We start from the raw sequence: 24,319 nt of genomic DNA on the forward strand, positions 1-24,319 counted from the left end.
TAGCTGCAGGAGCCGCAAAATGCGCCTTTCCTTCGACTACAATCTTTGTGGGACTCGACGTGGGCACAGTGCGCTGGCATCAACGATTTCCCCCAGAATGCGCAGATGAGGCGTTGATGCTGCGCCGCATTTTCAGCATGAGGGCGCAGGCCAAAACTGATTGAAAAATGATACCGACCGCAAGCGGCATCGACGTGCCGATTGAACCGTAATCCCACGGGTACAGCCAGAACGACCACGACCACGGTTTAAATGCACCGGCGACCACCACCGGATTGTGCCCGAAGGTGTCCGAAAGCGGGCCGGTGAAAAACGTCCCCACGGCCATGCCCAGAACAAAGCTTGTCACGATCAACTGCGCCCGGTTGCCGTTATCCGGTGACAGGGCCGCGCCGATTTCGGGCAGGGCGGGGCAGCATGGAATCGATGGAAAAAGCAATTATGGCGAACAGAATCGCAATCAGTGCAATGAATTCGACCCGGCTCATGCTTAGCGCCATAGGGTGATGTCCATTAGGGTCGGCAGTGGTTTCGTGTCATTCGGCGGTTGCGCGCAGTTCTGTCAGCACCTTGATCCATAGATCCGTCGGCTGGGCGCCGGGTACGGCGTGCTGTCCGGCGACGATGAATGTCGGAACCGAGGTAATGCCCATGTCTCGCGCAGCGGTATCACGGGCGCGCGTCTCCAGTATATCCGCCTTAGACCCCAGCAGCCGCAGGATGATCGAGGCATCAAGCCCGATACCATCGGCAATGTCTCCCAGAACTTCGGTTTCACCAATATCGCGGCCCTCGCTGAAATAGGCGCGGAACAGCGCTGAAACAGCAGTCGACTGACGCCCCTCAATGCCTGCCCAATGGATCAGCCGGTGCGCGTTTATGGTGTTTGGAGTACGAGTGATCGAATCGAGATTGAGATCTATCCCGGCTTTCACGCCATGCTCGGCAACGGGCAGATAGGCCTGAACGGCTTCTTGCTTACCGCCGAACTTGGATTCCAGATAGGCGCGCCGATCCATGCCCTCGGCGGGCATGTCGGGGTTCAGCTGGAAGGGGTGCCATTCAATGGTAAAGGGATGGTCCGGCATCTGCGCCAATGCGCGGTCAAGATAGGTCTTGCCGATATAGCACCAAGGGCAAATCGGGTCGGACATGATGTCGAGTTTCACCATGGAAAAGTACCTTTCGCGGAGTTTGCGCCTCTCTAGCAGCCCGCACGGTCGATTGCACCCCGCTCATTCGGCACGCAAGGCCCGCCGCATCAATTTGCCATTGGGGTTCTTCGGCAGGCTGTCGCGGTGAAAGAACAGGCGCGGCTGCTTGTAGCGTGCCAGTCGTTCGCTGACCCAAGCCTGCAGCGCTTCGGGTTCCAGCACCTTGGGACCGGTGTAAAACGCGGCGATCAGCCGTACATCAGCCTTGACTGCGATATCCGTCACCCCGACCTCGGTTATGTCCGGGTGGGTCATCAGAACGGCCTCCACCTCGATCGGTGAAACCCGGTAGCCGCCGGCATTCATCATGTCATCGTCGCGACCCAGATAGGTGATCTGGTCGTCGCCGTGCATGACACCCATATCCCCGGTGCGGAACCAATTGTCCTGAAACTTTGCCGCAGTTTCGTGCGGCGCCCCGATATAGCCCAACATCAGCCCCGGGTCAGAGCTATGGATGGCAATGACTCCCGGTGTGCCACGCGGCACCGGCCCCAGCGGGCCAAGGATGGCGACCCGGCGCCCCGGCTGAGGGCGACCAAGGGCGCTGCCAGTCGCGGGCAACGCCGGAGAGGCGGACAGGAAGGTTGAACATTCCGACATGCCGTAAGCTTCGAATATTGCTGTGCCGGTGGCATTGGCCCATGCGTCGCGCAGTGTCTGACTCAGCTTTTCCCCCGCGGCAAGCCCGTGGCGCAGGTGCGGAACCTGGAATGGCGCGGACTTGAGGATACTGCGGTAAACCCCCGGCGCTGCGGCAAAAATCGTTGCCTTGTGCGTATTCAAAAGCTGGGGGATCTGGCTGTGATCAACCCCTGCGGCCGGGATCAGCGCAGTAGCACCCATGGACCAGGGATCCATCAGCCCGGTGCCCAGCGTATAGGTCCAGTTGAACGCGCCCGCGTGCAGCATGCGGTCGTTATCGCTCAGCCCGTACCAACCCTGCATCATCATCTGCCGCGCCCAGATGGCACGATGCGCATGGCCGACAGAGCGCGCCACACCTGAGGTGCCAGAAGTGTAGATGATATAGGCCAGCCGGTCAGGTTCACTCATATGGTAGTCTGCTGGTGGCAGGTCGCGCCACTGCGCCATGTCAGACGTTGTGTAAACGGGGAGAACCGTTTGCGGGCAGGCCACGCCATCGCCCAGCAAGAGGGCGGCGGGCGCAAGGCTGTCGATGATCTTTTGCACCTCGGGCGCGGTCAGCTGCGAAGAGGTCGGCACAGGCACAATCCCGGCCGCAATCGCGCCCAGATAGGCAATGGGGAAATCGACAGTATTTCCAAGCCGCATCAAAAGGATATCGCCCGGCTTTAATCCGGTTTCCAGCAGCGCGGTGGCGGTACCACGTACCGCAGCCTCCAGCTTGCCATAGCTCCAGCTTTCAGCGCCGTCTGCGCTGATCACGGCAAGCGCGGTTTTGTCGGCCAGTTCCGCCGCGCGGCCCAGCACAAAAGCAGCCAAATTAAAGGGTTCGGGGCAGGGTGGATGCGCCCCTTGATCAAAGACTGACAGCATGATCAGAGACTTACGCCGCAGCCAGGATTCTTGCAAGCCTGCGCAACCCAGCCTATGAGATTTACATGAAGACACACGAGCCAAAATCCCCGATCCGACTCACCCGTGACTCCGGGACAGAAGAAAGCGCAGAACCGCTGAACCTTGGCACGCGGGTGCGCGAGCTGCGCAAAGCGCGCAACTGGACGCTGGAACAAGCGGCGCGTCAGGCAGGGCTTGCGCGCTCGACTCTGTCCAAGATCGAAAACGGCCAGATGTCACCGACCTATGACGCGCTCAAGAAGCTGGCGGTGGGGCTGCAAATCTCGGTTCCGCAATTGTTCACGCCGCCACAACGCGAACAGGTCAATGGTCGGCTGGGTGTGACCAAGGCCGGGGCCGGAACACATCTGGCGACCACAACCTATGAACATGAACTGCTGGGCGAGATGCTGACCAAAAAGCAGATGGTGCCGTATCGCGCCCGCATCCGGGCGCGCAGCATGGACGAATTCGACGGCTGGGTGCGTCACGATGGCGAGGAATTTCTATATGTGCTGACCGGGGTAATCAGGCTTTACACCGAATTTTACGAATCCATCGAAATGCGCCGTGGCGATAGCGCCTATTACGACGCCACCATGGGCCACAACGTGATCTCAGTCAGCGAAGAAGATGCAACGATCCTCTGGGTCACCTCACTGGTCTGAGACTGCCCCGACCAGCACTAGAACCAGGTCTGCACCGTGCGTGAACCGCTTGAGATATCCTGCCCCACGCCATCCACTGTACCGCACCCTGCCAGAAGCGTCAAAAGCACCAGCGCCGTCATTTTCCTGAACATCTGTTCTCAGTCCTCATACCACCAAACATCCGGATGCCATCCGGACCAGTCGCCGTATATCGGCAATCTGTCTGGAAATTTCAATTCTTTTACATGCGCAATTCGACTCACATTCCACTGGTAAATCGGAATCACATACCGCCCCGTGGTCAGGACCCGGTCAAGGGCCTTTGTGGCAGCTACAAAGTCGTCGCGATCCCGCGCGTTGAGCAACACATCAATCAGCCCTTCTGCCGCGGGAGAGTTCATGCCCATGAGGTTGCGCGACCCTGGCTCCGTAACCCCCTGAGCGCCCCAGTACAGTTTCTGCTCGTTCCCCGGGCTTAGCGACAGTCCACGGCGATAGTAGGTCATGTCGAAATCATACTGGTTGGTGCGTTCCTGAAACTGCGCCGGGTCGATGGTGGTGACCGTCGGGGTGATCCCCATCCGTTCGAGCGCGCGGATATAAAGGTCGATCACTGACTGCTCCTCTGTCATGCCCTGCGGCAGGAGGATGTTAAAGGCAAAGGGGCGACCATCGCCGCTTACCATCCGGCCTTGTTCGATCCGCCATCCTGCCTGCTCCATCAGATCCATCGCCTTGTGCAGATTGGCCCGGTTGCGCAGGCTGCCGTCCCCGACAGGTAGCGAATACCCCTCCATCGCGCCGGGCAAGAGCTGATCCGAATACGGGGCCAGCAGCTCTGCAACCCGGCCGGTCGCGGGGCCAGCGTCCATGCCCAGTACGGAATTCGAGAAGTAGGAGGTGATCCGGGGCTGTCTGCCGCCGGTCATGGTTTCGTTGATAAATTCAAAGTTGAAGGCATGTATCATAGCGTCGCGTACGCGCCAGTCCTTGAACACATCCCGGCGGGTGTTCATAACAAAGCCCGTCATGCCGGAGGGGCGCTGATGCGGGATCACCGATTTGACCACATCACCGCGTTCCACAGCCGGGAAATTATACTGGCGGTCCCACTTTTCGGCATTGTTTTCGCGCAGGGAATTCAGCTGACCGGCCTTGAAGGCCTCGAACATCACCTGGCTGTCACCGTAAAACTCCATCCGGATCTCGTCCAGATTGGCTTGTCCTGCCATGAAGGGCAGATCGCGGCCCCAGTAATCGGGATTGCGCTTGAGCGATACATATCGCCCCGCTTCGAAGCTGTCGATGACATAGGGCGAGGTGCCGATGGGGATCATGTCGATGCCAGAAGCCGCGAAATCACGCCCCTCCCATTGGGCCTTTTTCAGGATCGGTCGCATGCCGATGATCAGCGCCAGTTCCCGATCCTCGACGTTGAAGGTGAAGCGTACAGAACGCGGCCCGGTCTGTTCCATCGTCTTTACCATGGACCAGGTCCCGGCATAGCGCGGGTGCCCCTTGGTGCCCAGCGTCGTGTAGGACCACATCACATCCTCGATCGTAACGGGCGATCCGTCCGAAAATGCCGCCTCGGGCCGCAGGGTGAATTCGGCCCATTCGCGATTCGGGCCAACCTCGATCGATTCGGCCAACAGACCGTAGAGCGTGAAGGGCTCGTCCCAGGATCGCCCCATCAGGGACTCGTATCCCAAGGATGCTAACTGCCAGGGCACGGTGCCTTTCAGGATATGCGGATTGATGCTGTCAAAACTGCCAACCTCGCCCATCACAATGCGCCCGCCTTTCGGCGCATCAGGATTGGCATAGGGCAGCGACACAAAATCCTGTGGCAGGGCAGGGTCGCCATACATAGCTATGCCTTGCTGCGGATCTGCACTCAGGGCAGAGCCGATGCAGAACAGCAGGAACCCGGTGCAAGTGTGTCGCGCGATTGAGAAAAACCCTTTGGCCATTTGGGCGAAAATTCCTGACTGCTCTATATTTGGTTAAGCTTTGAATATCGCAGGATTCTTCTCTTTTCAAACTTTTAGCTTGGCCGACGGCGGATAAGGGCTTATACATAACCTACTGCTCGATAGGTTTCTTGCCTGTATGAAACCTGCCTCAATAACTTAGCGCCCGCCTTGTGCGGGCGTTTTTTTTGGCTTCGAGAACACAATATATTGAACAAAACTGGACTTGACGAAAGAATTTATCTAGAAAAAGACCTTATTTTATTGAGGCAGAGTGTTATGCTGCACCTGCATAAATTTTTGGAAGATGCCAGTATGAAGTTGCAGGGCAAAGCCGTCTATTTCTCCGACTCCCAAAGGGGAATCAGGGCGGGAATCGCCCGCGAACTGGGGCGCTCTACCACGACGATCCGCTTGGATGGGGACGGTTCCACCCTTTGATGGGTGACGCAGCGGGGGCCAGCCCCCATACCCCCGGCGAATTTAAAAAGAGAAGAGGAAAAACCGTGGGCAAAGCTGACATAAAGCGGATCAATCTGGCCTTGCAAGGAGGCGGCGCGCATGGCGCGTTCACTTGGGGTGTGCTCGACCGGATCTTGGAAGATGACGGGATCGAGATCGCGGCGATTTCCGGTACCTCTGCCGGGGCTCTGAACGGCGCGGCGCTAAAGGCCGGGATGATGGAGGGAGGCGCCGAAGGCGCACGCCGCAATCTGGACTGGCTTTGGGGCGAGATCGGCGCCATCGAACATCCCGGTCTGCCCGAATGGCTGAACGCCTGGCTGCCCGATCCGTCTTTTGTCAGCCAGAGCCTGTCCATGTCTCTGCCCTACCTGCTTGGGGACACGCTTGGGCGCAGCCTCTCGCCCTACGTCTGGGGGCCACTCTACCGCAATCCGCTGGAACGGATCGTCAGCCGGTTCACCTTTGACAAGGTCTGTTCCGAAGCGGGGCCAGAGCTGCACATCTGTGCAACCAATGTGCGCGATGGCAAGGTGCGGGTGTTTAGCCGTGACAGGATCACCACTCAGGCGATCATGGCATCGGCCTGCCTGCCGACGCTGTTCCAGGCGGTCGAAGTCGAAGATCCGGAAACCGGCGTAAGCGAGGCATTCTGGGATGGCGGTTATACGGGCAACCCGGCGCTGTTCCCGCTGTTCGCGCGGCATTTGCCGGATGACATCATGGTGATCAACATAAATCCGATTGTACGCGATCATGTGCCGGTCACCGCGACCGAGATCCAGAACCGGATTAATGAGATCAGCTTCAACTCATCACTTCTGCGCGAATTGCGGGCCATCGAATTCGTGCAAAGGTTGCTGGGGCAGGGCACCTTGCCCGAGGGGGCGATGAAGAAGGTACTGGTGCACATGATTGCTGATGACGAGCTGATGAACGCTCTTTCGGTCGCCACCAAATCAATCCCGATCCCGTCGGTGCTGGCCCAGCTGAAAGCGGCCGGTCGGCGCGCTGCGGGCAGCTTTCTGAAGGATCACCGCAAGGATCTGAACATTCGCCAGACCGCCGATCTGCGTGCCAAATTCGGCTAGACCAGAGGTCAGGAGACCAGACGCGCCAGAGGTTTGCTTGGATCCTTGGCGTTGGGATAGACAAGACCTGCCGAAATCACCAGCTTCGCCGCATCTTCGATGGTCATATCAAGCTCGATCACATCTTCGGACGGGAAGAACAAAAGAAAGCCCGAGGTCGGGTTGGGTGTTGTCGGCACGAAGATCGACATCAGAGTGCCCCCCACCACAGCCCGTTGTGCAATCTCACCGCGCGCTTGGGTCGAAACAAAGCCGATGGCCCAGATCCCTTTGCTCGGATACTGGACAAGACAAGCCTTTTCAAAGCTGCTTTCAGTTTGTTGGAACACCGTTTCGGCGATCTGCTTCACGCCGCTGTAGATCGAGCGGACCACCGGCATGCGATTGACAAGGCTTTCGGCAAACCGGATCAGTGAGCGCCCGATCAGACCCTTTGCAATCCAGCCGACAGCGACGGTGAACACCAGAAAGAAAATGACCCCGATGCCGCGCAGGTTGATGCCGATATAAAGTTCCGGGTTGAAACGGGACGGCACGAGCGGCAACACGAAACCGTCAATCCAGCCAATAACCGTCCAGATCAGCCAGATCGTCAGTCCAACGGGTGCGATCACCACAAGCCCGGTCAGAAAGCTCGCGCGGAGTTTGGCCAGCAGTCCTGGACGCCTGTTCGAGGTCGGATCGAAGGGAGTTTTCATGCGCAGACTTTCATCGATTTGGGCGCAATCTAGGAGCTCATACCGCCTACTACAATGGCCGAGAGGGCCGAGGATGCGCGCGAACCCGGCAATTGGTTAATTCACGTGCATCCTGTTGTCTCTGCGGTCGCTGCAGCGTCAGTCCTTGACCAGTTCGCAGGCGATTTCTGCGCCAAGGCGTGCGTTGTTCAGCACCAGCGCGATATTGGCTTCCAGAGAACGCCCCTCTGTCAGCTCATAGATGCGCTGCAGCAGGTAGGGTGTCAGATCCTTGCCGCTGATGCCGTGGTCCACCGCGTCCTGCGTCGCCTTTGCGATGACAGGCGTCAATTCTGCACGCGCGATTTCAGCCGCTTCGGGGATCGGGTTGGCGATCAGCTGACCACCCGGCAGGCCCAGCGCGCCGCGCATGCGGTGTGCCCGGGCAATCGCGGAGGCCGAATCCATCCGCAGCGGTGCCCGCAGACCTGCGGAGCGCGACCAGAAGGCCGGCAACTGGTCCTGCCCATAGGCAATGACCGGCACGCCAAGGGTTTCCAGCACTTCAAGCGTCTTGGGCAGATCGAGGATGGCCTTGGCGCCAGCGGCGACGACGGTGACGGCTGTCTGGGCCAGTTCGCGCAAGTCAGCAGAAATATCAAAGGACGATTCGGCGCCCTTGTGCACGCCGCCGATCCCGCCAGTGGCAAAGACCTGGATGCCTGCCAGCTGTGCGGCAATCATCGTCGCGGCAACGGTTGTCGCACCGGTGCGGCCCTCAGCCATGCAGACGGCCATGTCAGCACGGCTCAGCTTGGCCACACCGCGCGCCTGGGCAAGCGCCTCAATCTGAGCATCTTCCAGACCTATGCACAGCCGCCCGTCGATTACTGCGATTGTGGCGGGTTCGGCACCATTTTCGCGCACGGTGGCTTCGATCTTGCGAGCCACTTCAAGGTTCTGCGGCCAGGGCATTCCATGGGTGATGATCGTGGATTCAAGCGCCACAACCGGGCGCTTTTCCGACAGGGCTGCGGCGACGGCAGGAGAGAGATGGAACAGCGGCATAAGGAGTCCTTTCATCGACAGGCAGCAATTGCGCGGGGATAGCCCGGTTTGTGTGGGAATGTCGAGGTGGCGGATCGTTGCAGGTCCCTGTCAGGACGGTGTGTCGCCCGACACATAGGCCGCCGCTGCCGTCAGCGCCTTTGACAGCGCCGTATCGCGATCCGCGCCACACAGTTCCGCTGCAATATGCGCCGCCATAAAGGTATCACCGGCCCCGGTCACCCGCGTCACCAGCACCTCGGGCGGGCGCCGGGACAGGATGCCGTCGCGGTGGCCGTCACAAGTGATCTCGCCGCCATCGGTCACAAGCGCCCGCGCCGCCCCCCGGGCCAGCAGGGCCGCAGCCGCCTCGGGCGCTGTGTCAAAGCGGGTTTGACACAGCAGGCCAGCCTCTTCGAGATTGACGTAAAGCGTGCCACGCCCAGAGCGTAGGAAGGGCAGCAAACGTTCTGCCTTGCCGGGCGATGCCGGGGCAATTCGAAGGTCGGCCGCGCAAAAGGCCGGGCTGCGGGCAATGTCATCCAGAAGGGATTCGGTCAGATTGCCATCCAGCGCGACGGGACCAGGGTAGGGCGCGGCCGCGCTGCCCAGCGGACCATCAATCAAAGGGCGCAGGATCTTGGCACCCGCAGCCTCCAGAGAATGGGCATCAGCGATGGCGGCGATCAGACCATTTGCACCCTCGACCGCCATGTAACGATCCGTCGGCAGATCTTCGGAGCGATACAAATACGTCGTGTCCAGCCCCAGATGTGCACAGGCCTTGGTCAGCTCGTCCCCTTCGGCATCACGGCCAACCGACGACAGCAGACCGGGACGCAAGCCAAAGCGCACAAGCGTCATCGCGATGTTCAGCGCCACACCGCCGGGCAGGCGAATGATGCGGCCGGGCACATCGCTGCCGCGCGCCATGACACTGGCTGAGCGGCCGATCACATCCCAAAGGACAGAACCAATGCAAAGGATATCGGGGGACTTGGTCATCAAGCGGTTTTGGCGCGGATATAGCGCGCGCGCAAGAGCATCTGTTGCGGGAACATCCAAGGTCCCGTGCTCTTGCCCCGCAGCAGGGCTTGTGCCACCAGTTGCGCAAACGGCAAGGAGCCCGGATATGACACACACATTGATGCGCCCTGTCAGTATGGCGATCAGCGCTGCAACTCTCATGGTCATGCCGTTCAGACCCTCTTTGGCCTGTGTCAGCGACTTTACATGTGTCAGCGACAGGCCGGATGCCTTGGATTGCCGCAACACACTTGGCGGGTACGCACAGGAAAAGCAGGAAATCTGCGCAGGTTTCGCACGCCCTCAGGACACCGACGTCTTGTTGGCATCCTTTGACGACTGTCTGCGTGCCGCTTTGGCCGCAGGATGAGCTTCACCCCGCAATCCGTGATCGACGCGCTGCCGCTACCGGCGGTGATGATCCGCCGGGACGAGCGGATCGAGGGCGCGAACGAAGCCGCACACCGCCTGCTGGGGGAAGGGATTCGAGGGCGGCACTTCATAACCGCCCTGCGTCAGCCAGCGCTGCTAGATGCAATCGAGGCGACGTTACGCGACGGCAAGCCGCGCCAGTCGCGCTACCTGACCAATGACGGACGGCAGGATACCACATTTCAGGTGTCCTGCCGCGCGGTGCCGCTCGCGCAGGGGCCAGGCGCGCTGGTGGTGTTCGAGGATGTGACACATCTGGAACAGGCCGTGCAGATGCGCCGCGACTTTGTCGCCAATGTCAGCCATGAACTGCGCACGCCGCTGACGGCGCTTATGGGGTTCATCGAAACACTGAAAGGCCCCGCGCGCGACGATCCCGCAGCGCGCGAACGGTTTCTGAACATCATGGAAAGCGAGGCGGGGCGCATGAACCGTCTGGTCGGGGATCTGCTGTCTCTCAGCAGGGTCGAACAGGATGAACGTGTCCGCCCGACCGAACGGCTCGACCTTGGCGAGCTGGTTGACTCGACCGTCCATGGGCTCGCGCCGCTCGCCGCCGAGGCTGGGGTTCTTGTGAAGACAGACCTGCCCGAGCCGTTCGAGATGACCGGAGATTCCGATCAGCTGCGTCAGGTTCTGACCAACCTGGTGGAAAACGCGATCAAATATTCCGGACGCGGTTCTGACGTCGTCATCCGCCTCTCGGTCCCGGGCTATGAACCCAAGGTGCGCGGCGAGGGGGTTACTCTTGAGGTGCGCGACAGCGGACCCGGCATTGATCCGATTCATCTGCCGCGCCTGACCGAACGGTTCTATCGCGTGGACAATCACCGCAGCCGGGAAAAGGGCGGAACCGGTTTGGGTCTGGCCATCGTCAAGCATATCGTGACCCGGCACCGCGGGCGGCTGCAGGTAGACAGCACCTTGGGCAAGGGCAGCGTGTTCAAGGTGATCCTGCCAGTCTGACGTTGTTTGGGGATCTGGTTGCGCGCACCGGCGCTCTGTGAAATTCTGGCTTCATCTTTTTTTCAGACGGAGATCAGATCATGCCCCTGACTGCCCGCCCGAACCTGCCCGTTGACCTTGTTCCCCTGTCCCGGATTCTGACGGACGAGGCGGATCTGGCGCTGGTCAATCCAAATGCTAAATTCCCGTTCGATCCCTTGGAATGGCACGAAAAATGGCTGGCGGACCTAGATGATGCCTCGTTCTATCTGATAGATTCGGCAGGCAAGGAGGTCGGTTTTTTCGCCCTGCGGATCGGCATAGGCCCCGAGGTGCGCCATCTGACCTATGCCTTTGTCGCCCAAGAGGCGCGTGGAGGGGCAGGCGGAATTCTCGCCGCCGAAGTGGAAGCTGCGGCTCGCGATCTCGGGGCGCTGACAATCACGCTGAAGTGCGAACTGGACAATGAACCGGCCATGAACGCCTATACTTCTGCCGGCTATGAAACCCTGTCTGAACGAAACGGCATGGCGACCATGCGGCTGGATCTGGACTGAATCACCTCACATGATGCCGCGCGTCATGCAGGTGCCTGAAACATTCCCAGCGTGATGGCGCCATAAAAACAGGCCGAGGCGCTGATCACGAAAGCATGCCAGATCGCGTTCGAGAATTTTAGCCCGTTCCAGCTGTGGAACACCACACCGACGCTATAGAGCACGCCACCGGCAGCAATCAGCCAAATTGTGGTAATCGGGACCAACGGCACCAGCGACCAGATCAGCAGCAGGCTGAGCCAGCCCATGAAAAGATAGAGCAGCGTGTCGTAGCGCCCCGGCGTGCGCCAGAAAAACACCTTTTTCACCACGCCAAAGGCCGCCAGTGCCCAGACCGCACCCAGCACCAGATAAGATCCAAAAGAGCCGATGATCACAACCAGCGGCGTGTAGGTCCCTGCAATTTTGAGGTATATCGCGGCATGATCGATGCGGCGCAGGGCAGGGCGCAGGCTTTCCCATGGCGTCATGTGATAGCAGGCCGAAGCTGCAAAGGTCAGAACCAGCGCCGCGCCATAGACGGCCAGTGCCATCCTCTGCGAGCCATTGGCCTCGCCCAGAGACCAAATAACCAGCAGCAAAGCGCCAAGGCAGGCTGACAAAACTCCCACCAGATGCATCGCGCCGTCGGCAATCCGCTCAGAGCGGGAATAGCTTGGATAGCTCATTGGTCTGCTCCATGATTTTGCGCATCCGTCATGACTGAAGTTGGTGAAGAATCTGTCACACTCAACCCCGGCGACCGCGACATTATCGCGGGTGGCCCGATCCCACGGCAAGGTTGGCAAAAGAAATGCGGCACCTCGTTTAACCACCAAAAAGCATCTCAGTCTGAGGGGGAATAAGCAAACGTATTTTAAAACAATGGCTTGACCTGCATGCAGTCACAAAGTCGGCAAGACTACGCCATGACCGGCAGCGCTGTCATAAAAACGTTACACAAACGTCACAAAACCATAGCGTCGCGTCTTTAAGTCGGCGGCAAGATCATCGTGACGGTGATCGTCATACCGACTCGAACAGGAGCTATCCATGAAAACCGTGAAACTGACCGCCTCTGCCCTGGCGATCGCTGCCGTTTCCGCTTCCGCAGCCTACGCCCGTGACAATGTGCAGGTCGCCGGTTCCTCGACCGTGCTGCCCTACGCGTCGATTGTGGCCGAAGCCTTTGGCGAAAACTTTGACTTCCCGACACCCGTTGTGGAATCCGGCGGCTCTTCTTCGGGCCTCAAGCGTTTCTGTGAAGGTGTGGGCGAAGCAACCATCGACGTTGCCAACGCATCGCGCCCGATCAAAGAATCCGAACTCAAGACCTGTGCCGAAAACGGCGTGACCGACATCATCGAGGTCAAGATCGGCTATGACGGCATCGTGTTCGCCAGCCAGATCAACGGCCCGGCCTTCACCGCCTTCACGCCCTCCGACTGGTACAATGCTTTGGCGACCAAAGTCGTCAAGGACGGCGAGATTGTCGACAACACCTACGCCAACTGGTCCGAGTTTAACGCCGATCTTCCGGATGCCGAAATCGCGGCCTTCATCCCCGGCACCAAGCACGGCACCCGTGAAGTGTTTGAGGAAAAAGTTCTTGCCGCTGGCTGCAAGGCCACTGGCGCTCTGGAAGCCATGGTTGCTTCCGGCATGGACGAAAAAGATGCTGAAAAAGCGTGTATCAGCGTTCGTACAGACGGCAAGTCGGTCGACATCGACGGCGACTACACCGAAACGCTGGCCCGTATCGGCTCCAACAGCAACGGTGTGGGTGTGTTCGGTCTCGCATTCTACGAGAACAACACCGACCAGCTGAAGGTCGCCACGATGGACGGCATCGCTCCGTCGACCGAAACCATCTCGACAGGTGAATACCCCGTATCACGCCCGCTGTTCTTCTATGTGAAGAAAGCTCATATCGGCGTGATCCCGGGCCTCAAGGAATATGCCGAGTTCTTCGTATCGGACGAGATCGCAGGCCCCGACGGCCCGCTGTCCAGCTACGGCCTCGTTGCTGACCCCGAACTGGGCAAAACTCAGGAAATGGTCACTGAAGAGCAGGTCATGGGCTCGAACATGTAAGCCAGACGGCTTACCGGGGGCGGCGAGTTTTGCCGTCCCATTTTCATTTTTTCTTTTAAAGAACGAACGGAGCGACCATGCCCACTCTCTGGCTTGTTCTCATCGTGGTAGCGCTTGGCGTAATCGGCTTTGTGCTGGGACGTTTAAAGGCGCTGGCCAGCGCGGATGGGGACAATCGCAAGCTGCATTCGCTGCCAAGCTACTATGGCAGCAACGTTGCGATGAAGACGATCGCGCCCGCCATGGGCGTCCTTGTGGTGTGGCTGCTTGTGCAGCCATTTGTCGTCAATTCAACCGTTTCGGATTTGCTGCCCGACCGGGCTGTGTCCGCGGATACCACGCTCGGGCTGGTCATGTCTGACGTACGCCGGGTCGCTGATGGTCTAGACACTGCGGTTTCTGTCGGTCTTATCTCCGCTGACGAAGCGGACGACATGCGCACGGAATTCACCAATGTGCGCGAACGTCTGGGTCAGGCCGGCGTCGCGCTTGGTTCAGAGGTCTCCTCCGAAGTTATGAGCGCCGCACAGCGGTACCGCTCGATGAGCCGTGTCGGCAATCTGGCGATGACGGTCGTCGTTCTGCTGGTGGCCCTTGGTTTCTGCGGCTGGGGTGTCATGCAGTCCAACATGGACTATCGCGCCCGCAATGTTGTGGAAAAGGGCATGCTGGGGCTTTTGGTCACTGCGGCATCACTTGCCATCCTGACCACCGTCGGGATCGTGCTCAGCCTGATCTCAAACACCATACAGTTTTTTCAGCGCTATCCTGCAACCGATTTCTTCTTTGGCTTAACTTGGAGCCCCAGCTTTGGTGGCGGCTCGCAACTTGGCATTCTGCCTCTCCTGTGGGGCACGCTCTACATCTCGCTGATCGCGCTGCTTGTGGCTGTGCCGATTGGTCTCTTTGCCGCGATCTACCTCTCGGAATATGCAGGCCCGAAACTGCGGGCGGTGGCAAAACCGCTTCTGGAAGTGCTCGCCGGTATCCCGACCATCGTTTATGGTCTGTTTGCCCTGCTGACTGTCGGCCCTATGCTTCAGTCGGTCTTCGGTGATGGCGGGTTTGGCTGGATGCAGGCAGGTACGGCCGTGATGACAGCGGGTCTTGTCATGGGCATCATGCTGATCCCCTTTGTCAGCTCTCTGTCGGACGACATCATCAACTCGGTACCGCAATCCATGCGGGACGGTTCCTATGGCCTGGGCGCGACCCAGTCGGAAACCGTGCGTCATGTTATTCTGCCCGCAGCTCTTCCCGGGATCGTCGGCGCCATCCTTCTCGCGGCCTCGCGCGCGATTGGTGAGACGATGATCGTCGTGCTGGGGGCAGGGGCTGCGGCCCGTCTCTCACTCAACCCCTTTGACGCCATGACAACCGTCACCGCAAAAATTGTCAGCCAGCTGACCGGCGACGCCGACTTTTCCTCGCCCGAGGCGCTGGTGGCCTTTGCCCTGGGCATGACCTTGTTTGTCATAACACTGGGGCTGAATGTCTTTGCCCTCTACATCGTGCGGAAATACCGGGAGCAATACGAATGACCGACGCAACCCTCGCCACACCCGGAGCGAACCCGCCCAAACCCAAGGGCAAGTCGCTGATCACCCTGGATGCACGCACCAAGCGTCGCAACGCCGCCGAGAGCCGCTTCAAGGCCTATGGCCTTGCGGCAATAGGTGCCGGGATCTTCTTTCTGGTGGTCCTTCTGACCGCAATCTTCAGCAACGGCATCGGCGCGTTTCAGCAGACCTTCATCCACGTGCCGGTTTATCTGGACGCGGCCAAGCTCGACAAAGCCGGCAACCGCAATCCCGAGGAAATGAGCAGTGTCTCGACCTTCGGCTACGCCCCGCTGATCCAGGACTCTCTCTGGAAAGCGGTGCAGGCCAGCGGCGCAGAGACGACTCTGGACGGCGCCAAGGCGATGAAAGACATGATTTCTGCCTCGGCCGCTGCACAGGTGCGCGATGTTGTTCTGGCAAATCCGGATCTGGTTGGAAAGACAGTCGATTTCCGCATTCTGGCGTCAAGCAGGGTTGACGGCTACCTCAAGGGGCGGGTGAAACGCGAGGACGTGTCGCGGGACAAGAACATCAGTGTCGAACAGCTCGACCTGACAGATGCCCTCAGGGCAAATGGCATCATCGCGCGCGAATTCAACATGGACTTCATCACCGGTGCGGATGCCTCTGAAAGCCGTGCGGAACAGGCCGGTCTGGGTGTTTCGATCCTCGGGTCGTTCTTCATGATGATGGTCGTGCTTGTGCTCTCGCTACCCATCGGCGTCGCAGCCTCGATCTATCTTGAGGAATTCGCAAAGAAAAACCGTTTCACCGATATCATCGAGGTCAATATCTCGAACCTCGCGGCGGTGCCGTCCATCGTGTTTGGTATCCTTGGTCTGGCAGTGTTCATCCAGTTCATGCATCTGCCGCAATCTGCCCCTCTGGTCGGTGGTCTGGTGCTGACGCTGATGACACTTCCGACGATCATCATCTCGACCCGTGCGTCGCTTGCCTCGGTTCCGCCGTCGATCCGCGCCGCCGCTCTGGGTGTTGGTGCATCCAAAATGCAGTCTGTATTCCACCATGTGCTGCCTCTGGCCATGCCCGGGATCCTCACCGGCACCATCCTTGGTCTGGCTCAGGCGCTGGGGGAAACCGCACCGCTGCTGCTGATCGGCATGGTGGGCTATATCGCCACGAACTATCCCGACGGCATCGCCAGCGGCTTTCTTTCCCCGAACTCGGCCATGCCTGCCCAGATCTACGAATGGGCCAAGCGCGCTGACCCGGCCTATTACGAACGGGCCTGGGGCGGGATCATCATCCTGCTCGTGTTTCTCATGATCATGAACATCATCGCCATCCTGCTACGTCGCCGCTTTGAGCGCCGCTGGTAAGAACAGCCGCTTTGAACGCAACCGACAAGAAAGGTATACCCATGTACGACGCCCCCAATTCGGAGAGAGACGTGGAAGTCAAGGACATCAGGATCGCCGCCACGGGCGTGCAGGTCTATTATGGCGACACCCATGCGATCAAGGACGTGAGCGTCCAGATCGAAGACAAGACCGTCACCGCCTTCATTGGCCCGTCGGGCTGTGGCAAGTCGACCTTCCTACGCTGCCTGAACCGCATGAACGACACGATCGACATCTGCCGCGTGGAAGGTGACATTCGCATCGACAACGAAGACATCTATGACAAGCGTGTCGACCCCGTGCAGCTGCGCGCCAAGGTGGGCATGGTTTTTCAAAAGCCCAACCCGTTCCCCAAGTCTATTTATGACAACGTGGCCTATGGGCCGCGCATTCACGGCATGGCCAAGAACAAGACCGACTTGGACGAGATCGTCGAACGCGCGCTCAAGCGCGGCGCCATCTGGAACGAGGTCAAGGACCGACTGCATGCCCCCGGCACCGGTCTGTCCGGTGGCCAGCAGCAGCGTCTGTGCATCGCCCGCGCCGTGGCCACGGAGCCTGAAGTGCTGCTGATGGACGAACCCTGCTCGGCGCTTGACCCGATCGCAACCGCTCAGGTCGAGGAATTGATCGACGAGCTGCGTCAGGAATATTCGGTGGTGATCGTGACCCACTCAATGCAGCAGGCCGCCCGGGTAAGCCAGAAGACCGCCTTCTTTCACCTCGGAAACCTTGTCGAATACGGCGTGACAGACAAAATCTTCACCAACCCGCAGGACAAGCGTACTGAAGCCTACATTACCGGACGGATTGGATAGAGCCATGACCGACATGACGCAGCATATCGCCTCGGCCTTTGACCGGGACCTTGAGGGGATTCAGGCAAAGATCATGAAGATGGGTGGCCTTGTCGAAGCCGCCATCAGCGACGGGGCAAAATCGCTTGAAACCCGCGACGAAGAACTGGCGGAAAAAGTACGACTCGGCGACAGGGCCATCGACGCACTCGAAGAGCAGCTGAATGACGAAGCGGCGCGGGTGATCGCCATCCGCTCGCCGACCGCTGTTGACCTGCGGGTCATCCTGTCGGTGATGCGCATGTCCTCCAATCTTGAACGCATCGGTGATCTGTCCAAGAACATGGCCAAGCGCACGGGTGTTCTGGCACAGCTGACGCCGATTCAGGGTTCGCCCACTGCCCTGCGCCGCATGGCGCGCGAGGTCGAGCTGATGCTCAAGGATGCGCTGGACGCCTATATCCAGCGCGACGCAGAACTGGCAATGGATGTGATAGAGCGTGACCGCGATGTCGATCAGATGTACAATACGCTGTTCCGCGAATTCCTGACCTTCATGCTGGAAGATCCGCGTAACATCACAGCCTGCATGCACCTGCATTTCATTGCCAAGAACATCGAACGCATGGGCGACCATGTGACATCGATCGCGGAACAGGTGGTGTTTCTGGTCACCGGCGCCAAGCCCGGGGAGCCGCGTACCAAAGGGGATCTGACCTCTTCGGATCCGCGCTACAGCGTTGATGCAAAGAGTGAAAGCATTGATGCCAACAGGGATGAGGACTGAATATGTCAGCCGATCAACCCGTCGTTCTGGTTGTCGAGGATGAGGCCGCGCAGCGCGAGGTCCTGAGCTACAATCTTGAAGCCGAAGGATTTCGCGTCGCCCGTGCCGAGAATGGCGAAGAGGCGCTGATGCTGGTGGCAGAGGAGCAGCCCGATATCATCGTGCTGGACTGGATGCTGCCGAACGTGTCCGGGATCGAGGTCTGCCGCCAGCTCAAGACTCGTCCCGAAACGCGCGGCGTTCCCGTGATCATGCTTTCGGCCCGGTCTGAAGAGGTGGACAAGGTGCGCGGGCTTGAAACCGGGGCGGATGACTATGTGGTGAAACCCTATTCCGTGGTGGAGCTTATGGCCCGGGTGCGCGCGCAGTTGCGCCGCACCCGGCCCGCAGCAGCGGGCCTGCGTCTGGAATACGATGACATCGTTCTGGATGCCGAAACCCACAGGGTCACCCGTCACGGCGATTCCCTGAAACTGGGGCCGACCGAATTCAGGCTGCTGTCGACCTTCATGGAAAAGCCCGGCCGGGTCTGGTCACGTGAACAGCTTCTGGACCGGGTCTGGGGGCGCGACATCTATGTGGATACACGCACCGTTGACGTCCATATCGGACGGCTGCGTAAGGCATTGTGCCAGCATGGTGGCGGTGATCCGCTGCGCACCGTACGCGGTGCAGGCTACGCGCTGGGGTAACGGATCCCAGCCTTTGCTGCAGTCTCGGGGGCTCTGCCCCCGTCCGCCGTGCGGCGGACTCCCCCGGGATATTTTTGGGCAGATGAAACCGCGGGATCACCGCGGCAGATTTTCCTCTTCTTCGGTCTGCAGGCTCAGCCAGTCGCGGAACTTGATCAGGGCAGGGGTTGCGGGTCGGTCCGTCGGCCAGACCAGGTGATAGGCGCCGAGGCTGACCGGAACAGTTTGCGTGGCGCGCACCAGCTGGCCTGACAGCAGTTCAGCGTCGACCAGATAATCTGGCAGCAGCGCAACCCCAAGCCCGTGCAATGCGCCCTGTATGATTGTCGTGAACTGATCAAACGTCGTGCCGGGCAGGGCGCCCGGATCCACCCCCTGGAGGCGAAACCAGTCGCGCCAGGCCTCCGGCCGGGTCTGGATATGCAGCAGGGGCAGTTTGGCAAGTCGCTCGGTGCGCGCCACCCCCTCTGGCAACAACGAAGGGGCACAGACCGGCAGCACCTGTTCGCGCATCAGCACCAGACTGTTGGTACCGGGCAGATTTCCACCAAAATGAATCGCCGCATCAAAGGGTTCGCTGGCAAAGTCGAAAGGCTTCAGCCGGGTTGTGATGTTGATTGTCACATCCGGGTGCCTGCGGGCAAAATCGGGCAGGCGGGGCACCAGCCAGCGCATCCCGAAGCTGGGCAATATGGCAAGGCTGAGCGTGCCTCCGACCGGATTGACCCGCAGCGCCATCGAGGCATTGGCGATGCTGTTGAGTGCAGCGCGGATCGTTCCGGCATAGTCCTGCGCCGCTGGAGTCAGCCGCAAACTGCGCTTCTCGCGAACCAGCAGAGGCGTGCCCAGATGATCTTCGAGCGTTTGCAACTGGCGGCTTACCGCGCTTTGGCTGAGCGCGAGTTCCTGAGCTGCGGCGGTGGCGCTGCCAAGTCGATCCAGCGCTTCGAGCGCCCGCAAGGCAGCAAGTGGTGGAAGAAGTCGACGCGCAAGCGACATGTATGCATTTTCCTCATGAATACTTGCAGTAATGTCCATTTTACTTGCGTCAATTGCAAGTTATCTTGTGCAAAATCAAAGGAGTCCCGAAATGAACGAAATGAGCACACCCCTACCGAAGCTGAAACCCAAGGATGCGCCGGATCTGGGATCCTTTGACTGGGCAGACCCGTTCCGGCTGGTCGATCAGCTGAGCGAAGATGAAGTGATGATCGCCGACAGTGCGCGCGCCTATGCCCAGGAGAAGCTGCAGCCACGCGTGATTTCGGCCTACAACGAGGAGCGTGTGGACCCGGAAATCTTTGCCGAGATGGGCGAAATGGGCCTGCTGGGCATCACTATCCCTGAGGAATACGGCGGACTGGGGTCATCTTACGTCGCCTATGGTCTGGTCGCGCGCGAGATCGAGCGGGTCGATTCTGGTTATCGCTCGATGATGTCGGTGCAATCCAGCCTCGTGATGTACCCGATCTATGCCTATGGCTCGGAGGAGCAGCGCCAGAAATATCTGCCCAAGCTGTCCAGCGGTGAATGGATCGGCTGTTTTGGCCTGACCGAGCCGGACGCCGGATCCGACCCGGCGGGCATGAAAACCCGCGCAGTAAAGACCGACAGCGGCTACCGGATCAGTGGCGCCAAGATGTGGATCTCGAACTCGCCGATCGCGGATGTCTTTGTGATCTGGGCCAAGTCCGAAGCGCATGGCGGCAAGATCCGCGGCTTTGTTCTGGAAAAAGGCATGAAGGGTCTGTCAGCGCCGAAAGTTGGCAACAAGCTGTCATTACGCGCCTCGGTGACAGGCGAGATTGTCATGGACAATGTCGAGGTCGGCGAAGACGCGCTGCTGCCGCATGTTCAGGGTCTGAAAGGTCCGTTCGGTTGTCTGAACCGGGCACGTTACGGCATTGCCTGGGGCGTTATGGGGGCGGCCGAATTCTGCTGGCAGGCTGCGCGCGGCTATGGGCTGGACCGCAAGCAGTTCGGCAAGCCGCTGGCACAGACACAGCTGTTCCAGAAAAAGCTCGCCGATATGCAGACCGAGATTTCACTGGGCCTGCAAGCCACCTTGCGTGTCGGTCGTCTGATGGACGAGGCCAAGGCCGCGCCCGAGATGATTTCGCTCATCAAGCGCAACAACTGCGGCAAGGCGCTGGATATCGCGCGGATGTCGCGCGACATGCATGGCGGCAACGGCATTTCCGCCGAATTCCAGGTGATCCGTCACATGATCAACCTTGAGACGGTGAACACCTATGAGGGCACGCACGACGTGCATGCGCTGATCCTGGGTCGGGCACAGACCGGCCTGCAGGCGTTTTTCTGAACACTCAGAATCCTTCGCGTGACAGAGTTGCACTGCGGCGCCCGGATGTGGCGCCGCATTTTGCGTATTTCAGAAGAGAAGAAGCTGGTGGCGGACACGGCGATGACATTCAAAACGTCATCTAAAGCGTTTCGGGTATACCCTCAGAAAACGGGCATCCGATTCCGCGTGTGACCAAAGGAACAGGCCGCGCATATCCGATCCAAGTTTAACCAGACACGCTGTAACGCACTGTTTTTATGATAATTTTAAAAGTTTACCAGCAGGAGCGCCGCTGCTGCACTTAGTTCGTATAATCAGTATTATGTAATATTATTGGAAACGCACTCCATGCAAAAGCGCGCCATCGGTTCAGTTTTACCATGCTGGAACGGATCATCGATCTACGCCAGACACCATTACGGCATCTTGCGTCACGCCCAGATCCCCGGCATCTGGGCAGATGAAAGTTAGCTTATCCTCTTATCGCAAAAAAGACAGGACGCCCCATGCGCTCGATGCTGATCCTCAACGGACCGAACCTCAACCTGCTCGGCACACGCCAGCCCGAAATCTACGGATCAACCACGCTGGCAGATATCGAAGCCCTGTGCCGCGCGCATGCCCAAAAGATCGGCGTCGATCTGACATTTGCGCAGAGCAACCATGAAGGTGTGCTGATCGACGCCTTGCACGATGCGCGCAAGACAAAGGATGGCGTCATCCTCAATGCCGGCGCCTATACCCACACGTCGATCGCCCTGATGGATGCGATCCGTTCGGCTGAGGTGCCGGTGATCGAACTGCATCTGTCCAATATTCACGCGCGCGAAAGCTATCGGCATCTGTCCTATATTTCGCCCGTTGCGATCGGATTGATCTGCGGCTTTGGCGCGCGCGGATACACACTGGCGATGGATGCGCTCTACAGTCACCTCGAAGGGATCGCCTGACGTCGCGCGCCATCGCCGCTGGCGCCTGGCTGACACCATACAATCCTGCAGCTCGATATTGCCTGGATCAGCAACGAAAATGCGCGCTGACACATCTGTGCAGCGCGCATTCCAAAAAAGACCGGCAGAGGTTCAGGCCCCCTGCCCGATAGCTTTAGCCCCTGGCAGTTTTTGCCACTTCGGCCGCAAAATCTTCAACGTGCTTTTCGATGCCTTCGCCAACTTCAAGACGAACAAAACCGGTTATTTCAGCGCCAGCTTCCTTGGCGGCTGCAGCAACGGTCAGGTCGGGGTTGACGACAAATGCCTGACCCAGCAGCGTGACTTCACCCATGAACTTTGCCATGCGGCCCACAATCATCTTTTCGATGACGGCGTCCGGCTTGCCCGATTCACGTGCGATTTCGATCTGGATCTGACGCTCTTTTTCGACCACGGCCGGGTCAAGGTCCGCTTCGGACAGCGAGGCCGGATTGGCAGCCGCGATGTGCATCGCAACCTGACGACCAAACGCTTCGTCACCACCGGTCATCGCAACCAGAACACCGATCTTGCCCATGCCTTCGGCAGCGGCGTTGTGCACATAAGACACAACAGTGTCACCGCTCAGCTTGGACATGCGACGCACCGACATGTTTTCGCCGATCACAGCGATTTTGGACGTGATCTCGTCCTGAACGGTCTTGCCGCCCATGTCAGCAGCCAGCAGCGCTTCAAGGTCATCAACCTTGACCGCGGCGGCGGAAATACCTGCAACCATCTTCTGGAAATCGGCATTCTTGCCGACAAAGTCGGTTTCGGAGTTCACTTCGACGGCAACGCCGGTGCTGCCTTCGACCGCGACGACAACAAGGCCCTCGGCAGCGGTGCGGCCAGCCTTCTTGGCGGCCTTGGCAAGGCCCTTGGTGCGCAGCCAGTCAACGGCGTTGTCCAAGTTGCCATCGGTCTCGGTCAGCGCCTTCTTGGCGTCCATCATGCCTGCGCCGGTCATCTCGCGCAGTTCTTTCACCTGGGATGCAGTGATCGCCATATCTGGCTCTCCTCGTGTGGAATTGCTGTTGGGGACGGCCCGTCTGGGCCATCCCGGGACAGCCTCTTGGGCTGCCCGCTCATGTCATGCCTGTATGTCGCTTTTGCGACAGTCGGGTCTGCACGTCGCTTTTGCGACAGCCGAGCAGTTATGCCTCGGCGACGGCCTCTTCCATCGGCGCATCTTCAAGCGCCCCAATGTCGACACCGGCAGCGCCCATCTGGGCGGTCATGCCGTCCAGCGCCGCACGGCTGACCAGATCGCAATAGAGCGAGATGGCACGGGCCGCATCGTCGTTGCCGGGGATGATGTAATCGACACCATCGGGCGAGCAGTTGGTGTCGACGATGGCGACAACCGGTATGCCCAGCTTGTTGGCTTCTGCAACGGCCAGCGCTTCTTTCTTGACGTCGATGACGAACAGCAGGTCAGGCACGCCACCCATTTCGCGAATCCCGCCCAGCGAGGATTGCAGTTTGGTCTGGTCGCGTTCCATGTTCAGGCGCTCTTTCTTGGTGAGGCCATCGGAACCGGTTTCCATCAGCTCGTCGATCTGCTTGAGACGGCCGATCGACTTGGACACGGTCTGCCAGTTGGTCAGCGTGCCACCCAGCCAGCGGTGGTTCATGTAATACTGTGCGCATTTCTCGGCAGCGTCGGCAATCGACTGCTGCGCCTGACGCTTGGTGCCGACGAACAGGACACGACCGCCCTTGGCGGTGGTCTCGCGGATGACGTTCAGCGCGGCGTCCAGCATGGGAACGGTCTGCGTCAGGTCCATGATGTGGATGCCGTTGCGCGCGCCGTAGATGAACTCGCCCATACGGGGGTTCCAGCGCTGCGTCTGGTGGCCAAAGTGTACGCCTGCTTCAAGCAGCTGACGCATGTTGAACTCGGGAAGAGCCATGGTCTTATCCTTTCCGGTTTACGCCTTGGCGGGGGTGTGAGAGCGGACGCTCCAACCGGTGGACGCTTGGGGATGTCTCCCCCAAAGGCCCGACCCCGCCTGCGGGATTAAGTGGGGCGCTCATAGCGGGGTTTTGGGTGGGGTGCAAGCCCAGAGCTGCGCGTCGTTGGCAAAGGGCGCCGGGGCGCAGACCAGACGATCATTGCCATGCCCCGTGCTGCAATATTTCCGCAGGTGCA

The 24,319-nt window shown here is 59.5% G+C and carries 25 protein-coding genes and 1 pseudogene; 14 read left to right on the plus strand and 12 right to left on the minus strand.

What is annotated here, in order from left to right; translation table 11 throughout:
- Window positions 1-253 precede the first annotated feature (253 nt).
- The 3 genes and pseudogenes from P775_RS14025 to P775_RS14035 all read right to left on the minus strand — a co-directional run.
- A pseudogene (locus tag P775_RS14025) lies at window positions 254-500 on the minus strand (multidrug MFS transporter); the annotation flags it as partial.
- 36 nt (window positions 501-536) lie between these two features.
- A complete protein-coding gene (locus tag P775_RS14030; RefSeq protein ID WP_099911568.1) occupies window positions 537-1,172 on the minus strand; it encodes a DsbA family oxidoreductase in 636 nt (211 codons plus the stop codon).
- A gap of 63 nt (window positions 1,173-1,235) precedes the next feature.
- The gene (locus P775_RS14035; protein ID WP_099911569.1) at window positions 1,236-2,735 is read right to left on the minus strand and encodes a class I adenylate-forming enzyme family protein; all 1,500 of its coding nucleotides are present in this window, start codon (window positions 2,733-2,735) and stop codon (window positions 1,236-1,238) included.
- Between the two features lie 65 nt (window positions 2,736-2,800).
- Here P775_RS14035 and P775_RS14040 point away from each other — a divergent pair, with 65 nt between their 5' ends.
- The gene (locus P775_RS14040) at window positions 2,801-3,424 is read left to right on the plus strand and encodes a helix-turn-helix domain-containing protein (protein ID WP_099911570.1); all 624 of its coding nucleotides are present in this window, start codon (window positions 2,801-2,803) and stop codon (window positions 3,422-3,424) included.
- 17 nt (window positions 3,425-3,441) lie between these two features.
- On the opposite strand, the gene P775_RS14045 is transcribed toward P775_RS14040, so the two are convergent.
- Both P775_RS14045 and P775_RS14050 read right to left on the minus strand, forming a co-directional pair.
- Entirely contained in the window at window positions 3,442-3,558 is a 117-nt protein-coding gene (locus tag P775_RS14045; RefSeq protein WP_099911571.1) for an entericidin EcnA/B family protein, read from the minus strand.
- Window positions 3,559-3,564: 6 nt separating this feature from the next.
- Window positions 3,565-5,379 carry an extracellular solute-binding protein gene (locus P775_RS14050; protein WP_099911572.1) on the minus strand — a complete coding sequence of 605 codons (1,815 nt, stop codon included), beginning with the start codon at window positions 5,377-5,379 and terminating at the stop codon, window positions 3,565-3,567.
- Window positions 5,380-5,589: 210 nt separating this feature from the next.
- Here P775_RS14050 and P775_RS27625 point away from each other — a divergent pair, with 210 nt between their 5' ends.
- Window positions 5,590-5,820, plus strand: coding sequence for a hypothetical protein (locus tag P775_RS27625; protein WP_143520912.1), 231 nt, complete (start codon window positions 5,590-5,592; stop codon window positions 5,818-5,820).
- 80 nt (window positions 5,821-5,900) lie between these two features.
- On the plus strand, window positions 5,901-6,932 hold the full coding sequence (locus tag P775_RS14055) for a patatin-like phospholipase family protein (RefSeq protein WP_425439911.1): 1,032 nt from the start codon (window positions 5,901-5,903) through the stop codon (window positions 6,930-6,932).
- A gap of 8 nt (window positions 6,933-6,940) precedes the next feature.
- Here P775_RS14055 and P775_RS14060 read toward each other — a convergent pair whose 3' ends face one another.
- From P775_RS14060 to P775_RS14070, 3 genes are all read right to left on the minus strand, one after another.
- Complete coding sequence (locus tag P775_RS14060) at window positions 6,941-7,630, minus strand: DUF502 domain-containing protein (protein WP_099911574.1); 690 nt, start codon at window positions 7,628-7,630, stop codon at window positions 6,941-6,943.
- A gap of 138 nt (window positions 7,631-7,768) precedes the next feature.
- Window positions 7,769-8,677 carry a pseudouridine-5'-phosphate glycosidase gene (locus P775_RS14065; protein WP_099911575.1) on the minus strand — a complete coding sequence of 303 codons (909 nt, stop codon included), beginning with the start codon at window positions 8,675-8,677 and terminating at the stop codon, window positions 7,769-7,771.
- A gap of 90 nt (window positions 8,678-8,767) precedes the next feature.
- Window positions 8,768-9,661, minus strand: a complete 894-nt coding sequence (locus P775_RS14070; protein ID WP_099911576.1) for a PfkB family carbohydrate kinase — start codon at window positions 9,659-9,661, stop codon at window positions 8,768-8,770.
- Window positions 9,662-9,788: 127 nt separating this feature from the next.
- Here P775_RS14070 and P775_RS14075 point away from each other — a divergent pair, with 127 nt between their 5' ends.
- From P775_RS14075 to P775_RS14085, 3 genes are all read left to right on the plus strand, one after another.
- Window positions 9,789-10,052 (plus strand): hypothetical protein, encoded by a 264-nt coding sequence (locus P775_RS14075; RefSeq protein ID WP_143520913.1) that lies wholly within the window; start codon window positions 9,789-9,791, stop codon window positions 10,050-10,052.
- A complete protein-coding gene (locus tag P775_RS14080; protein WP_099911578.1) occupies window positions 10,049-11,080 on the plus strand; it encodes an ATP-binding protein in 1,032 nt (343 codons plus the stop codon). The genes P775_RS14075 and P775_RS14080 overlap by 4 nt, the downstream gene beginning before the upstream one ends.
- A gap of 80 nt (window positions 11,081-11,160) precedes the next feature.
- Window positions 11,161-11,616, plus strand: a complete 456-nt coding sequence (locus P775_RS14085) for a GNAT family N-acetyltransferase (protein WP_099911579.1) — start codon at window positions 11,161-11,163, stop codon at window positions 11,614-11,616.
- A gap of 23 nt (window positions 11,617-11,639) precedes the next feature.
- Here the strand turns inward: P775_RS14085 and trhA are convergent, their stop codons facing one another.
- Window positions 11,640-12,284, minus strand: a complete 645-nt coding sequence (gene trhA, locus P775_RS14090; RefSeq protein WP_099911580.1) for a PAQR family membrane homeostasis protein TrhA — start codon at window positions 12,282-12,284, stop codon at window positions 11,640-11,642.
- 364 nt (window positions 12,285-12,648) lie between these two features.
- Here trhA and P775_RS14095 point away from each other — a divergent pair, with 364 nt between their 5' ends.
- From P775_RS14095 to phoB, 6 genes are all read left to right on the plus strand, one after another.
- Window positions 12,649-13,689, plus strand: a complete 1,041-nt coding sequence (locus tag P775_RS14095; protein WP_099911581.1) for a substrate-binding domain-containing protein — start codon at window positions 12,649-12,651, stop codon at window positions 13,687-13,689.
- 77 nt (window positions 13,690-13,766) lie between these two features.
- Window positions 13,767-15,230 carry a phosphate ABC transporter permease subunit PstC gene (gene pstC, locus P775_RS14100; protein WP_099911582.1) on the plus strand — a complete coding sequence of 488 codons (1,464 nt, stop codon included), beginning with the start codon at window positions 13,767-13,769 and terminating at the stop codon, window positions 15,228-15,230.
- Window positions 15,227-16,591 (plus strand): phosphate ABC transporter permease PstA, encoded by a 1,365-nt coding sequence (pstA, locus tag P775_RS14105; RefSeq protein ID WP_099911583.1) that lies wholly within the window; start codon window positions 15,227-15,229, stop codon window positions 16,589-16,591. Before pstC ends, pstA begins: the two co-directional genes overlap by 4 nt.
- Before the next feature lie 41 nt (window positions 16,592-16,632).
- The gene (gene pstB, locus P775_RS14110; RefSeq protein ID WP_099911584.1) at window positions 16,633-17,430 is read left to right on the plus strand and encodes a phosphate ABC transporter ATP-binding protein PstB; all 798 of its coding nucleotides are present in this window, start codon (window positions 16,633-16,635) and stop codon (window positions 17,428-17,430) included.
- A 4-nt stretch (window positions 17,431-17,434) separates the two neighbouring features.
- On the plus strand, window positions 17,435-18,196 hold the full coding sequence (gene phoU, locus P775_RS14115) for a phosphate signaling complex protein PhoU (protein WP_099911585.1): 762 nt from the start codon (window positions 17,435-17,437) through the stop codon (window positions 18,194-18,196).
- A gap of 2 nt (window positions 18,197-18,198) precedes the next feature.
- Window positions 18,199-18,888 carry a phosphate regulon transcriptional regulator PhoB gene (gene phoB, locus P775_RS14120; RefSeq protein ID WP_099911586.1) on the plus strand — a complete coding sequence of 230 codons (690 nt, stop codon included), beginning with the start codon at window positions 18,199-18,201 and terminating at the stop codon, window positions 18,886-18,888.
- 96 nt (window positions 18,889-18,984) lie between these two features.
- On the opposite strand, the gene P775_RS14125 is transcribed toward phoB, so the two are convergent.
- Window positions 18,985-19,887: a LysR family transcriptional regulator gene (locus P775_RS14125; protein ID WP_099911675.1), complete on the minus strand. Its 903-nt coding sequence runs from the start codon at window positions 19,885-19,887 to the stop codon at window positions 18,985-18,987.
- A 100-nt stretch (window positions 19,888-19,987) separates the two neighbouring features.
- Between P775_RS14125 and P775_RS14130 the strand changes: the two genes are divergently transcribed.
- Together P775_RS14130 and aroQ are read left to right on the plus strand one after the other, a co-directional pair.
- Window positions 19,988-21,211: an acyl-CoA dehydrogenase gene (locus tag P775_RS14130; RefSeq protein WP_099911676.1), complete on the plus strand. Its 1,224-nt coding sequence runs from the start codon at window positions 19,988-19,990 to the stop codon at window positions 21,209-21,211.
- Between the two features lie 488 nt (window positions 21,212-21,699).
- Window positions 21,700-22,143, plus strand: a complete 444-nt coding sequence (gene aroQ, locus P775_RS14135; RefSeq protein ID WP_099911587.1) for a type II 3-dehydroquinate dehydratase — start codon at window positions 21,700-21,702, stop codon at window positions 22,141-22,143.
- Between the two features lie 154 nt (window positions 22,144-22,297).
- Here the strand turns inward: aroQ and tsf are convergent, their stop codons facing one another.
- Window positions 22,298-23,173: a translation elongation factor Ts gene (gene tsf / locus P775_RS14140; RefSeq protein ID WP_099911588.1), complete on the minus strand. Its 876-nt coding sequence runs from the start codon at window positions 23,171-23,173 to the stop codon at window positions 22,298-22,300.
- Between the two features lie 148 nt (window positions 23,174-23,321).
- Entirely contained in the window at window positions 23,322-24,080 is a 759-nt protein-coding gene (gene rpsB, locus P775_RS14145; protein ID WP_099911589.1) for a 30S ribosomal protein S2, read from the minus strand.
- Between the last annotated feature and the right edge of the window lie 239 nt (window positions 24,081-24,319).

This window comes from Puniceibacterium antarcticum, assembly GCF_002760615.1.
GTDB classification, from domain to species: Bacteria; Pseudomonadota; Alphaproteobacteria; order Rhodobacterales; family Rhodobacteraceae; genus Puniceibacterium; species Puniceibacterium antarcticum.

Bases quoted from the DNA above. Each gene is read 5' to 3' on its own strand.
- P775_RS14030 (WP_099911568.1), bottom strand. From the start codon at position 1,172: ATGGTGAAACTCGACATCATGTCCGACCCGATTTGCCCTTGGTGCTAT.
- P775_RS14035 (WP_099911569.1), bottom strand. From the start codon at position 2,735: ATGCTGTCAGTCTTTGATCAAGGGGCGCATCCACCCTGCCCCGAACCC.
- P775_RS14040 (WP_099911570.1), top strand. From the start codon at position 2,801: ATGAAGACACACGAGCCAAAATCCCCGATCCGACTCACCCGTGACTCC.
- P775_RS14045 (WP_099911571.1), bottom strand. From the start codon at position 3,558: ATGTTCAGGAAAATGACGGCGCTGGTGCTTTTGACGCTTCTGGCAGGG.
- P775_RS14050 (WP_099911572.1), bottom strand. From the start codon at position 5,379: ATGGCCAAAGGGTTTTTCTCAATCGCGCGACACACTTGCACCGGGTTC.
- P775_RS14060 (WP_099911574.1), bottom strand. From the start codon at position 7,630: ATGAAAACTCCCTTCGATCCGACCTCGAACAGGCGTCCAGGACTGCTG.
- P775_RS14065 (WP_099911575.1), bottom strand. From the start codon at position 8,677: ATGCCGCTGTTCCATCTCTCTCCTGCCGTCGCCGCAGCCCTGTCGGAA.
- P775_RS14070 (WP_099911576.1), bottom strand. From the start codon at position 9,661: ATGACCAAGTCCCCCGATATCCTTTGCATTGGTTCTGTCCTTTGGGAT.
- P775_RS14075 (WP_143520913.1), top strand. From the start codon at position 9,789: ATGACACACACATTGATGCGCCCTGTCAGTATGGCGATCAGCGCTGCA.
- P775_RS14080 (WP_099911578.1), top strand. From the start codon at position 10,049: ATGAGCTTCACCCCGCAATCCGTGATCGACGCGCTGCCGCTACCGGCG.
- P775_RS14085 (WP_099911579.1), top strand. From the start codon at position 11,161: ATGCCCCTGACTGCCCGCCCGAACCTGCCCGTTGACCTTGTTCCCCTG.
- trhA (WP_099911580.1), bottom strand. From the start codon at position 12,284: ATGAGCTATCCAAGCTATTCCCGCTCTGAGCGGATTGCCGACGGCGCG.
- P775_RS14095 (WP_099911581.1), top strand. From the start codon at position 12,649: ATGAAAACCGTGAAACTGACCGCCTCTGCCCTGGCGATCGCTGCCGTT.
- pstC (WP_099911582.1), top strand. From the start codon at position 13,767: ATGCCCACTCTCTGGCTTGTTCTCATCGTGGTAGCGCTTGGCGTAATC.
- pstA (WP_099911583.1), top strand. From the start codon at position 15,227: ATGACCGACGCAACCCTCGCCACACCCGGAGCGAACCCGCCCAAACCC.
- pstB (WP_099911584.1), top strand. From the start codon at position 16,633: ATGTACGACGCCCCCAATTCGGAGAGAGACGTGGAAGTCAAGGACATC.
- phoU (WP_099911585.1), top strand. From the start codon at position 17,435: ATGACCGACATGACGCAGCATATCGCCTCGGCCTTTGACCGGGACCTT.
- phoB (WP_099911586.1), top strand. From the start codon at position 18,199: ATGTCAGCCGATCAACCCGTCGTTCTGGTTGTCGAGGATGAGGCCGCG.
- P775_RS14125 (WP_099911675.1), bottom strand. From the start codon at position 19,887: ATGTCGCTTGCGCGTCGACTTCTTCCACCACTTGCTGCCTTGCGGGCG.
- P775_RS14130 (WP_099911676.1), top strand. From the start codon at position 19,988: ATGAGCACACCCCTACCGAAGCTGAAACCCAAGGATGCGCCGGATCTG.
- aroQ (WP_099911587.1), top strand. From the start codon at position 21,700: ATGCGCTCGATGCTGATCCTCAACGGACCGAACCTCAACCTGCTCGGC.
- tsf (WP_099911588.1), bottom strand. From the start codon at position 23,173: ATGGCGATCACTGCATCCCAGGTGAAAGAACTGCGCGAGATGACCGGC.
- rpsB (WP_099911589.1), bottom strand. From the start codon at position 24,080: ATGGCTCTTCCCGAGTTCAACATGCGTCAGCTGCTTGAAGCAGGCGTA.